General features: G+C 39.3%; 11 protein-coding genes. 2 read left to right on the forward strand and 9 right to left on the reverse strand.

The window, feature by feature from the left end; all coding sequences use genetic code 11:
* Nucleotides 1–70 precede the first annotated feature (70 nt).
* The 9 genes from BM107_RS20360 to BM107_RS20400 form a co-directional block, all read right to left on the reverse strand.
* Nucleotides 71–1,951: a cytochrome c oxidase subunit I gene (locus BM107_RS20360; RefSeq protein ID WP_208864433.1), complete on the reverse strand. Its 1,881-nt coding sequence runs from the start codon at nucleotides 1,949–1,951 to the stop codon at nucleotides 71–73.
* 23 nt (nucleotides 1,952–1,974) lie between these two features.
* A complete protein-coding gene (locus tag BM107_RS20365; RefSeq protein ID WP_090986758.1) occupies nucleotides 1,975–3,207 on the reverse strand; it encodes a cytochrome c oxidase subunit II in 1,233 nt (410 codons plus the stop codon).
* Nucleotides 3,208–3,276: 69 nt separating this feature from the next.
* Nucleotides 3,277–4,500, reverse strand: coding sequence for a quinol:cytochrome C oxidoreductase (locus tag BM107_RS20370; protein ID WP_090986760.1), 1,224 nt, complete (start codon nucleotides 4,498–4,500; stop codon nucleotides 3,277–3,279).
* A gap of 14 nt (nucleotides 4,501–4,514) precedes the next feature.
* Complete coding sequence (locus BM107_RS20375; RefSeq protein ID WP_090986762.1) at nucleotides 4,515–5,120, reverse strand: c-type cytochrome; 606 nt, start codon at nucleotides 5,118–5,120, stop codon at nucleotides 4,515–4,517.
* Complete coding sequence (locus tag BM107_RS20380) at nucleotides 5,092–5,628, reverse strand: DUF3341 domain-containing protein (RefSeq protein WP_090986764.1); 537 nt, start codon at nucleotides 5,626–5,628, stop codon at nucleotides 5,092–5,094. The genes BM107_RS20375 and BM107_RS20380 overlap by 29 nt, the downstream gene beginning before the upstream one ends.
* Before the next feature lie 2 nt (nucleotides 5,629–5,630).
* Nucleotides 5,631–7,103 carry an NrfD/PsrC family molybdoenzyme membrane anchor subunit gene (nrfD, locus tag BM107_RS20385; protein ID WP_090765459.1) on the reverse strand — a complete coding sequence of 491 codons (1,473 nt, stop codon included), beginning with the start codon at nucleotides 7,101–7,103 and terminating at the stop codon, nucleotides 5,631–5,633.
* A 26-nt stretch (nucleotides 7,104–7,129) separates the two neighbouring features.
* Nucleotides 7,130–10,168 (reverse strand): TAT-variant-translocated molybdopterin oxidoreductase, encoded by a 3,039-nt coding sequence (locus BM107_RS20390; protein ID WP_090986766.1) that lies wholly within the window; start codon nucleotides 10,166–10,168, stop codon nucleotides 7,130–7,132.
* A gap of 49 nt (nucleotides 10,169–10,217) precedes the next feature.
* Nucleotides 10,218–11,516 carry a c-type cytochrome gene (locus tag BM107_RS20395; protein ID WP_090986768.1) on the reverse strand — a complete coding sequence of 433 codons (1,299 nt, stop codon included), beginning with the start codon at nucleotides 11,514–11,516 and terminating at the stop codon, nucleotides 10,218–10,220.
* A gap of 254 nt (nucleotides 11,517–11,770) precedes the next feature.
* Nucleotides 11,771–12,751, reverse strand: a complete 981-nt coding sequence (locus BM107_RS20400; protein WP_090986771.1) for a deoxyhypusine synthase family protein — start codon at nucleotides 12,749–12,751, stop codon at nucleotides 11,771–11,773.
* A gap of 1,128 nt (nucleotides 12,752–13,879) precedes the next feature.
* On the opposite strand from BM107_RS20400, the gene BM107_RS20410 reads away from it, so the two are divergent.
* The gene (locus tag BM107_RS20410) at nucleotides 13,880–15,010 is read left to right on the forward strand and encodes a BamA/TamA family outer membrane protein (protein WP_090986775.1); all 1,131 of its coding nucleotides are present in this window, start codon (nucleotides 13,880–13,882) and stop codon (nucleotides 15,008–15,010) included.
* Between the two features lie 401 nt (nucleotides 15,011–15,411).
* The coding region (locus BM107_RS20415; protein ID WP_139222315.1) for an IS110 family transposase at nucleotides 15,412–15,686 on the forward strand (275 nt) is incomplete at its 3' end.

Here is a 15,686-nt window from a genome sequence, read left to right on the forward strand (position 1 = left end):
GATAAAAAGGGTATCCGGATAAGCAGAAACTTAATCAGATACCCCTTTGAAATTTTATTTAAAGCTTAAACTATCTCTTGTTTTCTGTAACAGGATTAGCTAATTCCCAATCTTGCTGAATTTTTTCCGCTTCCTCATTTCCTTCAAAATCATGAGGTAAGTTAGAGCTCATCGTTTGAGAGAAAGGAACAGTTTGCGGAATAAAATCTGCGTCATGTCCTGGCTTGCTATAATCATATGGCCATCTGTAAACCGTTGGGATTTCACCTGGCCAGTTACCATGCAAGTGTTCAACAGGTGCAGTCCATTCTAAAGTATTCGCTTCCCAAGGATTTTGAGGGGCTACTTTTCCTTTAAAGATGGAGTAAAAGAAGTTAAATAGGAACGCTACCTGAGCCAGAGCCGCCATAATAGCTGCCCAGGTTACAAATACGTTAACAGTTAACCATTTCTTCATAAATTCAAACTCGGTAAACGCATAGTAACGACGTGGTACCCCATCTAAACCTAAGAAGTGAAGTGGAAAGAACACCAGGTAAGCTGCAATGAAAGTTAACCAGAAATGTAAGTATCCCAATTTAGCATTCATCATTCTACCGAACATTCTGGGAAACCAGTGATAAACACCTGCAAGCATACCAAAAATTGCTGCAGATCCCATTACCAGGTGGAAGTGGGCAACAACAAAATAAGTATCGTGTAAGTTAATATCCAAAGAAGCATTTCCTAAGAAGATACCGGTTAAACCACCAGAGATAAAGAATGAAACTAAACCAATAGCGAATAACATGGCCGGCGTAAAACGGATATTACCTCTCCATAATGTAGCCAGATAGTTAAACGTTTTTACTGCAGATGGTACCGCAATGATTAACGTAGTAATCATAAATACACCTCCCAATAATGGATTCATACCCGTTACAAACATGTGGTGACCCCAAACGATGAATGATAATACGGTAATACCGATTAGTGAGTAAACCATTGCATGGTAACCAAAAATTGGCTTACGTGCATTTACTGAAATCACTTCAGATGAGATACCCAATGCCGGCATAATTACGATATAAACCTCAGGGTGACCTAAAAACCAGAATAAGTGTTGCCATAAGATTGGTGAACCACCTTCATTTGGTAAAATATCAGTACCCATTACGATATCTGATAAATAGAAACTGGTACCGAAGCTGCGATCAAATACCATTAACACTACACCAGCTACAAGAACCGGGAAAGATAGGATACCTAAAATTGCGGTTAAGAAGAAAGCCCAGATCGGTAATGGCATTTTCCAAAGATCCATCCCTTTAGTACGCATATTTAAAATCGTACTTACGTAGTTAATACCACCCATTAAAGATGAAGCTACGAAAAGCACCATACTAATTAACCACAAAGTCATACCCAAGCCTGAACCTGGCATAGCCTTAGCTACAACAGATAATGGCGGATAAACCGTCCAACCACCTGATGCTGGTCCCGTTTGAATGAAGAATGATGACATCATGATCACACAAGCCATAAAGAAGAACCAGTAAGACAACATGTTCAAGAATGGTGAGGCCATGTCTCTTGCACCTATCTGAAGTGGGATTAATAAGTTACTAAACGTTCCACTTAAACCAGCTGTAAGTACAAAAAATACCATAATGGTACCGTGAATGGTAACCAAAGCCAGATAAAAGTCGGGCTTTATACGACCGCCCTCAGCCCATTTGCCTAAGAAAGTTTCTAAGAAAGGGAAGTTTTGATCTGGCCATGCCAATTGGATACGGAATAGGATTGACAAGCCCATTGCAATTACCGCCATGATAATACCGGTAATCAAAAATTGCTTGGCAATCATTTTATGATCCATACTAAAGATATACTTTGAAATCAAAGTCTCTTTATGATGCCCATGATCAGCGTGATCGTGATTGTGTTCGTCGTGTAATGCTATTGTTGACATAATTCGTTCGCTCCTGCTTAATATTATTTATTTAAAGCCATTTGGTTAGTTTTTACAGCTGCTGAATCTTTAGCTGCTGAATCTGCTTCTGATTTTACAGGTGCAGGTGCCACTGGCAAATTAAATTGTTTTCTTAAATCGTCATTTAAGTATGTTTTCTGTTCTGCAATCCAGGTTTTGTATTCAGCCTCTGAGACTACACGAACAACTTTTTGCATGTTATAATGACCAGATCCACAGATTTTTGCACATAAGAAAAGGTAATTAAAATTCGGATCGTTGGTTTCCTGCTGCATTTCTGCAGTCGTTTTTGTAGGCGTAAATTCAAAAACCGTTCTCATACCCGGTACGGTATTTAACTGTACCCTAAAGTGTGGCATATAAAAACTGTGAATTACATCTTTACTCGTCAGAATAAGTTTAACTGGTTTACCCACAGGAAGCACCATCTCATCTGCCATTTCATCATCACGAGAATTAACATCTTTAAAATCAATACCCAATGTATTGGTTGCTGTAGTTAACTTATAATTCTTTTTACCTACAATTCCGTCAGCTCCAGGATAGCGGATAGACCATTTGAACTGCTCAGAAGTAACTTCAATCTGCAATGGCTTGTTATTTGGATCCTCAACTTTGAAGAAAATAGATCTCCAGGTTAAGAAACCCATTAAAACCAAAACAGTTAATACTAAAGCCGGAACAATGGTCCAGATTTTTTCAATGGTATTATTGTGTGGATAGTAGTAAGCTTTTCTCTTTGCAGAATATTTATAGATGTAAGAAAATCCGAACAACAGGATGTGTGTTGCTATGAAAACGATTGTGGTAATGATTAATGTTAAATTAAACATTCTGTCAATTTTCTTTCCATGCTCAGATGCAGCATCAGGAAGTAACATTGATCCATGTACCGTATATTCCCAATATACCCCATATAAACCGATCACAAGAAACAATGCAAACAAACTTGCATGTACCCTGTTCCAGTTGATACCAACAGGTTTACCTTGTGCTTCGCGGCTTAACTCATATACTTTTATTGCTTTACCAATAATAGCAATGAATAAGCATACCGCAAGGAAAACCAGAATATAAAATATTACCGATTTATAAACCTCGCCCATATCAACTTTCGGTGCCGCGGCAGCACCTGCTGCTGCATCTTGCGCAAATACGCTAGTGTTTGCAAAAGCAGTAATCAATACTGCCAAAGCTGCGGTCGTTTTATTCGTTATAAACTTTCTTAAACTCATTTTCTTAAAAGTAGTACGCTGTACTGCTAATTATAATAATAATTAAATATTTGCTCTATCTTATCATCACTAAAGCTGATGATGCAAACTTTCTTGTAATAATGGGTGATTCTTCGCAATTAAAGGCTTTTTGCTTAATGATGATAAAACCGTAAAGGTAAACAATCCTACGAAACCTAATGCAATACCGATTTCTACAATTCCAAAACCATTATGACCATCTTCAACCGCACCTGGCATAATCATCTGGTAATAATCTACCCAATGACCTAACAATACCACGATAGAAACGAATAATAATTTGGCATCTGTTCTTTTGTTATCTCTATCCATTAATAATAATACAGGCGCTAAGAAATTCATGGCCAGGTTTAAGAAAAACCAGAACTTATAATATTCAAAACGTTTGTAGAAATATACAGTCTCCTCAGGCATATTTGCATAGTAGATCAATAGGAATTGAGCAAACCATACATAAGTCCAGAAGATAGAGAAACCAAAAATAAACTGGCCTAAGTTATGCAAGTGGCTATTGTTAACCCATTGCATATAACCAGCTCTTCTTAATAAGATCAGGATAACAGCAATAGTTGCCAAACTACTTACCCACATTGCAGCGAAGTTATACCAGCCAAACATGGTAGAGAACCAGTGTGCCTCTAAAGACATGATGGTATCAAAAGCAAATACCGGAGTAGTAAAACCGTAAATTACCAGGAAGATACAGGCATTTTTGAAGCTTTTTCTGTATGAATTTAAACCGCCTGCCAAGTCTTCATTGTAAGAAAACTTAACAAACATGATCGAAAATATACTGTAAACACCTAAGAATACCACCTGGCGGCCTAAGAAAAAAGGCACATTTAAGAATACCGATTTACCTGCGATAATAGCATCATAATTAGGGCTGTTCTGATCGGTTAAACCTTCAGCATGCCAGTGGTGATATAAATTGTGCGAGTATAATCCTGCTGAAATAACCACTACAAGTATTACAGCCGCTATAGGCAAAGTTTTGGCCATAGCTTGTGGTACACGTAAAATTGATGCAGACCATCCTGCCTGCGCTACATATTGAACAGCCAGGAAAAACGTACCAGACATACAAACGCATGCAAAGTAATATGCCATAAGCAACAGGTTAGCAAAAGTACGCTCATGCATTACTTTATCGCCCGCCAAAAAACCGAACAATACAGCCGCAATACCGATAACGATACCAACAATGCTTAACGTTTTTACTTTCCCTGTAAACTCAAACTGTTCACTAAAATTAATATTGTGAGTTCCCATTTATATTTGCTTTACTATTGTCCTTTTTGTAATTGTTGAACATACATCACCACTTTCCAACGATCTGTTGGTGAGATTTGCGAAGCATGCGAGCCCATGTTATTTACACCGTATGTAATGGTATGATAAATTTTACCTGCGGTAAGATCAACCATGTTACCACCTCTGGATGATGAACCGGTTTGATAAGCAGGTACACCACTAAATTTCTCAATTTTAACCAGGTGTCCCTGTCCATCACCTTTATCTCCGTGGCAAGGGCTACAGAAAACGGTAAACAAGTGTTTACCCTGGGCCAAATTAACAGTATCAACTGGTAAAGGATTTACCATACTCACTCCTGCTGCTTCATATCCTTCTTTAGTATTAGGATACTCATCATATTCAGTAAAACCTACCGGTTTGGTATGTGCAGGTGGTAACTGAGCTGTTTTACCATCCTTAAAATTTTTGTTTGGCTGATCCGGATTGTAAGCAATCGGATCATACATGTTTCTGGCATATTCTAAGCCAGTACTGCGTTTATCTTTACAAGCAGAAAAGGTAGCTGCAAAAGCGATAGCTAAAAACGCTGTGTAAACAAATTTATTCTTATTCATAGCTAATGTACTTCCTTTCATTATACTTTATTTCTAAAGCACCTGCATCTTTTAATAATCCATCAATTACAGTATGCGCTGTATTATCTTTTGCATCAACTGCAATAACAAAGCGATCATCAGTAGCACGTAGATCCATCACTCTTGGTGCTCTTCCTGGAAATAAGTGAGTAGACGCATAATAAGTTAACACCATACCGAAAGCACAGAATAATACTGTAAGCTCGAACATTATCGGAATAAAATCCGGTAATGCGAATGATGGTTTACCACCTATGTTTACTCTCCAGTCGATTACCGCGCAGAAATAAATCAAAGCAAATGCACAGCAGGTACCGGTAATACCAAAGCAAAATGCCGCGATATCGATTCTAGATCTTTTAATTCCTAATTTGGCTTCTATTCCGTGTATAGGCATCGGTGTATATACATCATAAATACTGATGTTATTTTCCTGAAGCTTTTCGATGCCATGCATCATTTCGTCAGGATCGCCAAAGCTGCCTAAAATATATTTGATATCACTCATTGTTATATTTTTGCGTAATCTTCTTGTTTAACACTATCAAATTTTTCTAAAGACTCTATGTACTCTGCTACATATTCTTTATTCTCATGCCCTTCTTTAATCTGTTTCATTTTAGCTTGCTCACTCGCAGATTTTAATAATAATTTAACCTCTGCAATAGCGATTGACGGCAATACCCTTAAGAACAATAAGAATAAGGTGAAGAATAATCCAATTGAACCAACGAATACACTGATATCAACCCAGGTTGGATAGAACATGGCCCAGCTTGACGGAATATAATCGCGGTGTAGGGAAGTAACGATAATTACAAAACGCTCAAACCACATACCTACGTTTACCACGATCGATAAAATCCAGGTTGCTTTAATGCTTAGGCGGATTTTCTTGAACCATAATAATTGTGGAGAGATTACGTTACAAGTCATCATCATCCAGTACGACCACCAGTAAGGACCAGTAGATCTGTTGATAAATGCATACTGCTCATACTCTGAACCTGAATACCATGCGATAAAGAACTCGGTTAAATAAGCTACACCTACAATTGATCCGGTTAAGATGATGATTTTGTTCATCGACTCGATGTGGAACATGGTGATGTAATTCTCTAAGCCCAGCACTTTACGTGCAACCAATAATAGGGTTAATACCATCGCGAATCCAGAGAAAATCGCACCTGCCACGAAGTATGGAGGGAAGATGGTGGTGTGCCATCCTGGTATTACGGATGTTGCAAAGTCCATTGATACAATGGTGTGTACTGAAAGCACAAGTGGTGTAGAAATACCGGCTAAGATTAAAGACACTGCTTCGAAACGTTGCCAGGTTTTAACACTTCCACTCCATCCAAAAGAAAAGATAGAATAGATTTTTCTACGGGTACCAACGGCACGGTCGCGGATGGTTGCGATATCTGGTAATAAACCGGTGTACCAGAATAATAATGATACAGAGAAGTATGTAGAGATCGCAAACATATCCCATACCAGTGGTGAGTTAAAGTTTACCCAAAGTGATCCGAATTGATTTGGTAAAGGTAAAACCCAATAAGCTAACCAAGGACGGCCCATGTGAGACACCACATAAGTTGCGGCACAGATTACCGCGAAAATAGTCATCGCCTCTGCCGAACGGTTGATGGAGTTACGCCAGTTCTGACGGAAAAGTAAAAGTACTGCTGAAATTAGTGTTCCGGCGTGACCGATACCTACCCACCATACGAAACCGGTGATATCCCATGCCCAACCAACTGTTTTATTTAAGCCCCATGCACCGATACCATTCCAAAAGGTGTAACTAACAGCTACCACCCAAAGTAAAGCACCCAATGCTGAAACGATGAAACCAATCCACCAAGCCTTATTTGGCTTATTTTCTACCGGCATTAAAATATCATCCGTAATTTTTGCGTACGTGATATTATCGCCGGTAATTAATGGTTCTCTAAGTATTGATTCGTTATGTCCTGACATAATTTGTATTTTCTATATACTAAAGCTTACGCTTGTACTGTTGTATCTGTATTTCTAATTTTTGTCATGTAGCCGATACCCGGTTTCACATTGATCTCTTCCAATACGTAGTAGATACGCTCAGAACGTAATGCTTTTGAAACCTCTGAATTTGGATCGTTTGCATCTCCAAATACAATCGCATTTGCTGAACAAGCTTCCTGACAAGCCATTTTAATATCGCCATCTTTTAATGGACGTTTCTCCAGTTTAGCTTGCAATTTGCCACCTTGTATACGTTGAATACACATTGAGCATTTTTCCATTACCCCTCTTGAACGTGTCGTTACATCAGGGTTTAAAACCAATTGGGTAAACTCGTTATTCAAATAGTTATCGAAACGTGAATCGTTCCAGTAGTTAAACCAGTTGAAACGACGTACTTTGTATGGACAGTTATTTGCACAGTAACGTGTACCTACGCAACGGTTATAAGCCATATGGTTTAAACCATCACTTGAGTGTACAGTAGCTAATACCGGACAAACCGTTTCGCAAGGTGCATGATCACAGTGTTGGCACAACATTGGTTGGTGAACCACCGAAACATGATCTAAGTCTTCTAACTTAGCAATCTCTTTCTCTTTGGTTACATCACCATTCTTGGTTTCATAACTGTAATAACGATCGATACGGATCCAGTGCATTTCACGACGACGGCGAACCTCATCACGCCCTACAACAGGGATGTTGTTTTCTACGTTACAGGCAACAATACAAGAACCACAACCTGTACAAGCATTCAAATCGATTGCCATTACCCAGTTGTTACCTGGCTTTTCGTATTGATCCCAAAGATCGTAATTTTTATGCTCGCCTTTTTCGTTACCCGCACCGGCATTTTTTAAGTATGCTGCAAAAGTAGCTTCTTTAATTACCGCACGGCCTTCGAAAGAGTGGTGAGTTTGGGTTTGTGCAAGCTCGTAGTAACCACCTGTTGGGGTAATGGTTACGTTTGTAGCATATTGCATAGTTCCATTTACAAAAGATACAAATGGGAAAGCATTTTTACCAACATCGTTACCTGCTTTACCTGCTTTGGTACGGCCGTAACCTAATGCTATAGATGCAGTTCCCTGTGCTTGTCCTGGCTGGATCAATACCGGAAGATCTACAGAATATCCGTTACTTCCTTTAACAGAAACTACGTCAAACTCTTTAACTTTTAATCTCTCTGCAGTTTTAGGGGCAAGGGCAACAAAGTTATCCCAGGTTACTTTAGATACCGGATCTGGCAATTCTTGTAAAAATGCGTTATTGGCATTTTTACCATCGCGCATCGGTACATTTTCGTAAACCTGTAACTCAATCTGGTCACCACCTTTAAAGGCTTTGCTGCTATTCGCAATTGAAGTAGCAACCTGAGCTAAAGATTGTGTGAATGAATAAGCACCAGCAGGTTTAGCGGCTGAAGTAACCACACCTTTTTCTAAAACCTCTTCCCATTTCAAACCAACAGCTGGTAACATTTTAGCTTCCCAGTTGCTGCGTACAAACTGATAGTAGTCTTTAACAGGAGCATCAGCCCAGGTTAATAAACTTTCTTCAGCCTGGCGGCTATTGAAAACAGGGTTGATTGTTGGCTGAACGATAGAATAATATCCTTCGTAAGCATTTGCATCACCCCATGATTCTAAATAGTTATGGTTAATGGCAATAGCATCACAAGCCGTAGCCGTTTCGTCTGCACGATCAGAGAATGAAATTTTAGCAGGAACCTTAGCTAACGCATCAGTAAATGCTTTTGCATTTGGAGCATCATAAACCGGATTAGTGTTTAAGAATAAAACAGCTCCAACTTCGCCGCGGTTCATTTCAGCAACCAGGCCACTAAATTCGGCATCGTTACCTGCATATAAATAACAAGGGTTATCTAAATCAATGGTAGTACCATAACTTCCGATAGCTGCGTTAATGGCATTTACTAAAATCTGAGTAGAAACATCATTAGAACCACAAACCACAAGGCCTTTACCTTTAGCTTGTACCAATTCTTTAGCTACCAGTTTAATTACTTTATCAGCAGTAGCATTGTTACCCAATGTTCCGCCTGGTAAAGCATTACCTGTAATGGCATTATATAAAGCAATCAAAGCAGGTCCTTCTTCCGATAACTTAACCGGAACGCGGGTATCTGCATTGGTACCTGTTAAGCTCATTCCACTTTCGAACTGAATGTGGCGGCTCATTTTTTTATTTTCTAACGATTTGTAGTTACGGTTAGCCGTATATTGAGCAGTAAACTCTTCTCCGCTAATCCAGGTACCTAAGAAATCTGCACCGAAACTTACAATTAAATCAGCCTTATCAAAATTATACTTAGGTAAAACTGCTTTACCGAAACTATTCTGGTTGGCCTGGATCATACCTGTATAAGATACAGCATCATACTGAACCAATTTAGCTGCAGGGTATTTTGCAATAAAAGTTGCAATCACCGCATTAGTCGACGGGCTGTTTACGGTTGATGATACCAAACGGATTTTTTTGCCACCAGCCTGTGCTTTTGCCAACTCGCCTTTTACAAAGCTGTCGATTTTTGCCCAGGTCGTTTCTTCAACTCTTCCATCTTTTACTAAAGCTGGTGCTTTTAGTTTAGATACATCATATAAATCTAAAACCGACGCCTGCGCTCTCGCATCTGTACCACGGAAAAATTGACCTGCATTTGGGTTTGGTTCAATTTTAATTGGGCGGCCCTCTCTGGTTTTAACTAAAATACTCTGGCCATTAAAGCTCGAAGTATAATAGTTAGGAATACCTGGAGTAACCTCTTCAGGTTTTACCAGGTAAGGAATAGATTTATGAACAGGAGCAGTTTGACAGGCTGCTAAAGTTACAGCACCTAAACCAAAACCTAACGCCTTTAAAAAGTCGCGGCGTGGGGTAACGGTACTTAACCCTGCTTCATTTAAAACATCTTCTATTGGAAGTGGCTCGGCGAATTCGTTTTTGTTATTTTTAACAAAATCGGGTGTATTGTTATACTCCTCTAAGCCTTTCCAGTATTTTTTGTTGCTTTCCATTTAAGCTATATTACTGTTTATTCGAACGTTCTTACTAAACTCTAATCTATTAATAGTGGCATTTACCACACTCTAAACCACCCAATAACGCTGGTGTAATTTTCTCGCCTTTTTTAATCTTCTCATGCGCTTCGATCACCTTAGCGTAGAAAGCATTATTTTTCTGACCAGAAATATCTGTTTCTTTATGACAGTTGATACACCATTTCATGGTTAACGGAGAATACTGATAAATTTCTTCCATCGTATTAACCGGGCCGTGACAGGCGAAACATACAGGCTCTGTTGGTTGTAATCCTTTTGCTTTGCGGATGGCATCTTCGGCAACAACTACGTGCTGAGAGTGGTTGAAGTAAGCAAAATCAGGAAGATTGTGTACACGTACCCACTCCATTGGTTTAGCTTTACTCTCATCATATTTCTGTGTTTCAGGATCGTAACCCAAAGCATTATAGATTTTCTTGATCTCAGGAGAAACTTCACCATCATATTTATCTCTTGCCTGTACTGCTTTATGGCAGTTCATACAAACATTTAATGATGGTATAGACGCATTTTTAGATTTAAATGCACCCGAGTGGCAATACTGGCAATCGATCTGATTGATACCCGCATGCAGCTCGTGAGAGAATTTTATAGGCTGAACCGGTTGATAACCAGTATGAACACCAGTGTTCCACATGCCCATCCAACCGAATGAACCTAAACAGATGATTAAACACAAGATAAAGAACATCACAAATTTCTTGTTTTTGAACATCTTGCGCACACCAACCTTTAATGGCACATCTTCCTCAATCTCGATACCTTGTTTCTGTAGAATCAAACGCTCTAATAATTTAGAAGCACGACCTAAGATCACTAAAATAACGATGGCTAAAACTACGATAGCTACGATACCTGCGATTGATAAACCTGAAGTACCGCTTTCTGCAGCACCAGCTTTAGGCGCATTTGGATCAACTGCTGCTTTTGGCTCACCCTCTTTAATGTAGGCTAAGATATCTTTTACCTTGGTTTCGTCTAACTCAGGAAAAGACGTCATTGGCACTTTTCCATTTTCGTTAAAAAGTTTAACAGCTTCAGGGTTACCAGAAGCTACGAGGCCTTGCGAATTTGGAATCCATTTTAAAAGGAACTCTTCCGAGTGGCGATCACTTACACCCTTTAAGGCCGGACCAACTAATTTAGCATCTAATGCGTGGCACGAAGAACATTTTGCTTTGAAAAGCGTTCTTCCTTCTTTAGCATCCTGCGCATTTACGGTAGAAACCGCTATTACGGAAATTGCTGAAAATACGAATAACGACTTCCAAACGCTTTTTAAAATCATCGAGATATCTCTCATAATGAACACTTTATACTTATTTAATTTACTTTTTGTTGTGAAATTGATGCTGAACTAGGGGTAGCCCCACCAAAACTTGAACAAAAGTATAACTTATTAATAAATCCCATGACATAATAGTGACTTGAAATACAATTTATAATCATTCTAAACAAATGCCATTTCAAGCCATTTTAACAATAAAAATGCCCATTTTGATAAAGAATCTTCAATGGGCACAGTACAAACCAATTTGGTTTATTTATTTTTTCTGATTATTGTTTTAATATCCAGGCAAACATTAATGGCGCGACAATAGTAGCATCACTTTCTACAATAAATTTAGGTGTGTGGATATCCAGTTTGCCCCAGGTAATCTTTTCGTTTGGTACGGCACCAGAATATGAACCGTAAGAAGTGGTCGAATCAGAAATCTGGCAGAAATAACTCCAGAAAGGAATATTTTCCATTTCCATATCCTGATAAAGCATCGGCACTACACAGATCGGGAAATCGCCGGCAATACCGCCACCAATCTGAAAGAAACCAATTCCCTTTCCCTCTGAGTTTTTAACATACCAATCGGCCAGCCAGCCCATGTATTCAATCCCGCTTTTCATTGTGGTTGCTTTGAACTCATTTTTGATTACATAAGAAGCGAAAATGTTACCCATGGTTGAGTCTTCCCATCCGGGCACCACGATTGGCAGATTCTTTTCTGCCGCAGCAAGCATCCACGAATTTTTAGGATCGATTTCATAATATTGCTCCAGATCACCACTCAGCAACATCTTATACATGAACTCATGTGGGAAATATCTTTCACCTGCATCATCTGCATCTTTCCAGATTTTGTGGATATGTTTTTGTAAACGGCGGAAAGCTTCTTCTTCCGGAATACAGGTATCGGTAACGCGGTTATAATGGTTCTCTAAAAGATCCCATTCATCCTGCGGACTTAAATCACGATAATTTGGTACACGTTTATAATGAGAATGTGCTACCAGATTCATAATATCTTCTTCAAGGTTTGCACCTGTACAAGAAATAATGGCCACTTTATCCTGGCGGATCATTTCTGCAAGTGAAATGCCCAATTCTGCAGTACTCATAGCACCAGCAAGTGTGATCATCATTTTACCACCTTCATCTAAATGCGTTTCATATCCTTTAGCCGCATCCATCATTGCAGCAGCATTAAAATGGAGGTAATTACGCTCCATAAACTGAGATATCGGTCCTCTTGTATTGCTCATTTCGTTTTGTATTGTTTTTCGCAAAAATAGGTATTTAGGTCGAAAGTGAAAACATTAAAAGCGTATAGCGTTTGGAGTGTGACGTTTGGGGCATAGTGCATGTTGCCAATTAACCGATTCCCCGCAATTGTCATCCTGAACAGCGTCGAACAGTCTATCATTTAGAAAGTAATGTCAGCATACAATGCAACATTCTCCTCGCAAGCGTCATCCTGAACTTGTTTTCAGGATCTTTCATGCAGATAAATGATCACATCTTTTTTGGAAAGCAATGACAGTAGCTATTTTTAAAGTCAGCCCGGCTTTACGGTACAAGTCCTCGGCTCGTGCCTCACCTGCGGGCTTTCCCCTCCAATCCGGTTTAGCTGGCGGAGGTCATTACATTAATTCCCAGCGATCGTCATCCAGAACAGAATTGAAGAACTCGTTTATTAAAAGGCAATAGCAGTATAAAAATGCAACAATTTCGCTCGCGACCATCATCCTGAACAGCGTAGAACAGTCTATCATTTAGAAAGTAATGTCAGCATACAAATGCAACATTCTCCCAGCAAGCGTCATCCTGAAATTGTTTTCAGGATCTTTCATGCAGATAAGTGATCACATTTTTTTTTGGAAAGCAATGACAGTAGCTATTTTTAAAGTCAGCCCGGCTTTTCGGTACAAGTCCTCGGCTCGTGCCTCACCTGCGGGCTTTCCCCTCCAATCCGGTTTAGCTGGCGGTGGTTATTGCATTAATTCCCTAGCGACCGTTATCCTGGAAGGAGTCGAAGGATCTTTCATTTGAAAAAGCAATGACGGTAGCCATTATTAAATGGTATCCGGTTTAAGTGAGCTATATTATACTGCTATTAAAACTTCCCCTATTCCATTCTAATAAACAGCCTCATTATGCGCGTTGCAACCCCAAATTATTGCATATGCCAGGCCACCTAAACCCGACCGTAGCGAGATGCTCCGATTTCTTCAATTGGAGCAGAAGCGGGGGCGGGACTATACAAACCCAAATGCTACAGTATCTGCTTTCCAAAAACTTATACTTTTCAGCAATTTGCATTCAAATATAACCAATGAACGAATGACTATTGAACTAATGAACTGTAATTAAATTTCCTTTTCTTTGCGGTGATGAAAAAATATTATCTGGTTATCTTACTTGCGCTTGTCTCAGGAAGTTCTTTTGCACAAATGAAACTGATCAGGAAGATGCTCTCGAACGAAAAGGATACTACACGTAAAGCCAGCTTTTTACCTTTGCCAGCTTTTGGATACAGTCAGGAAACCGGGTTTGAATTTGGTGCTGGCGCAATTTATTCCTTTTATGTAGACCGTAAGGATACAATGAACCGCAGTTCCAATTTCGCACTGAACACGACTTATTCCACCAAAAAGACCGCAAACTTTATGCTAAAAGGCGATATGTGGACCAAAGGGAACAAATACCATTTTATTGGCGACATCCGTTTTAAAAATCAGCCTTTTAATTTTTATGGCATTGGCAACTACACGACAAAATCAGATGAAAACAAATTAGATCAGCGGATTTTTAAAACACTTTTCGATGCCGAAATGAATACTTTACCAAAAGCTTATACCGGTGTTTCAATGGGTTTTGAAAATCATCATTTTACAGACCGTCAGCCAGGAGGCATTTATTCCACTAATCCGCAAATCATAGATAGAGATGGTGGTTCTGTTGCCTGGATCGGTGCATCGCAAAGTTATGATACCCGCAATAGCAACAACTATCCTACCAAAGGTTTTTTCGGAAGGGCAACCTATCAATATGCCCCGGATTTTTTTGGAGGAGAAAATTTCAATGGCTCACAGGTCAAAATCGATCTCCGCGGTTTCTTTAGCATAGCCCCAAAAGTGGTTTTGGGAATCCAGGGAATTTATTACACCATCCAAAGTAAAAACACGCCATTTTATTTGTTGCAGCAATTAGGAAATGACCAAATGATGCGGGGCTATTACAGCGGGCGCTACCGCGATGAGAATTTAATGGCAGCACAGGCTGAAATCCGCTACCGTTTTATGAACCGCTTTGGTATTGTAGCTTTTGCAGGTACGGGTAAGGTATTTAGCAATGGCCAGTTCAGTGCCGATGGACTAAAGCCTAATTATGGCCTTGGCGGCCGTTACTTTTTTGATCCGGCAAAAGGTTTGAGTGTGCGCCTTGATTACGGTATTGGCGAAAAATTGCCAAATGAAAAACGCCAGGCAGGATTTTATATCAGTTTAGCGGAAGCGTTTTAGACCTTGGACGATGTAAGATGGAAAAGGGATGATGGATTTAATACGTCCATCCATTGAGCGGAGTCGAAAGATCTGTTAGCCACAGATCAACATAGAAAGTCTATTGCCACGGAAACACAGATAGCGCGGAAATACTTATCACCCACCTGATTAATGTGTCATCCTGAGGGATAATTTATGATATAAAAATCAATATAAATGACGTTAACTTTATGTAGAGTTTAAGGGAGATAAGCAGCATAACAGTCGCCTTAATAGTGCATTAGCCTGTTCCTGAGCTTTGTTTTAGCGTATAATAGTAATCAATATTGGTGAGTCATTTGATATCCCGCATGGTAGTAATATCCTTATCAGAAATACGTTAAGCTTATCTTCTTATTTAAAAAGCTCTGTTATTTGAAATGAGTGTTTTAAACAAAATTTATCCCAATAGTGCAGGCATTGATATTGGGAGTGAAAAGGTTTATGTTTCTGTAGAAAACCAGACAGTAAGGAATTTCCGCACTTTTACTTCTTGTTATAGGGAATTGAGTGCCTATCTAAAAGAATGTTCAATAACCCATGTTGCTATGGAAGCTACGGGAGTTTATTGGATTACCCTTTATGATGTTTTAGAGTCTGATGGTTTTGAGGTTACGCTGGTAAACCCTGCTGACAGCAAGAACCTTCCGGGCAG

It is taken from the genome of Pedobacter suwonensis (assembly GCF_900111825.1).
In the GTDB taxonomy this organism is placed as follows: Bacteria; Bacteroidota; Bacteroidia; order Sphingobacteriales; family Sphingobacteriaceae; genus Pedobacter; species Pedobacter suwonensis.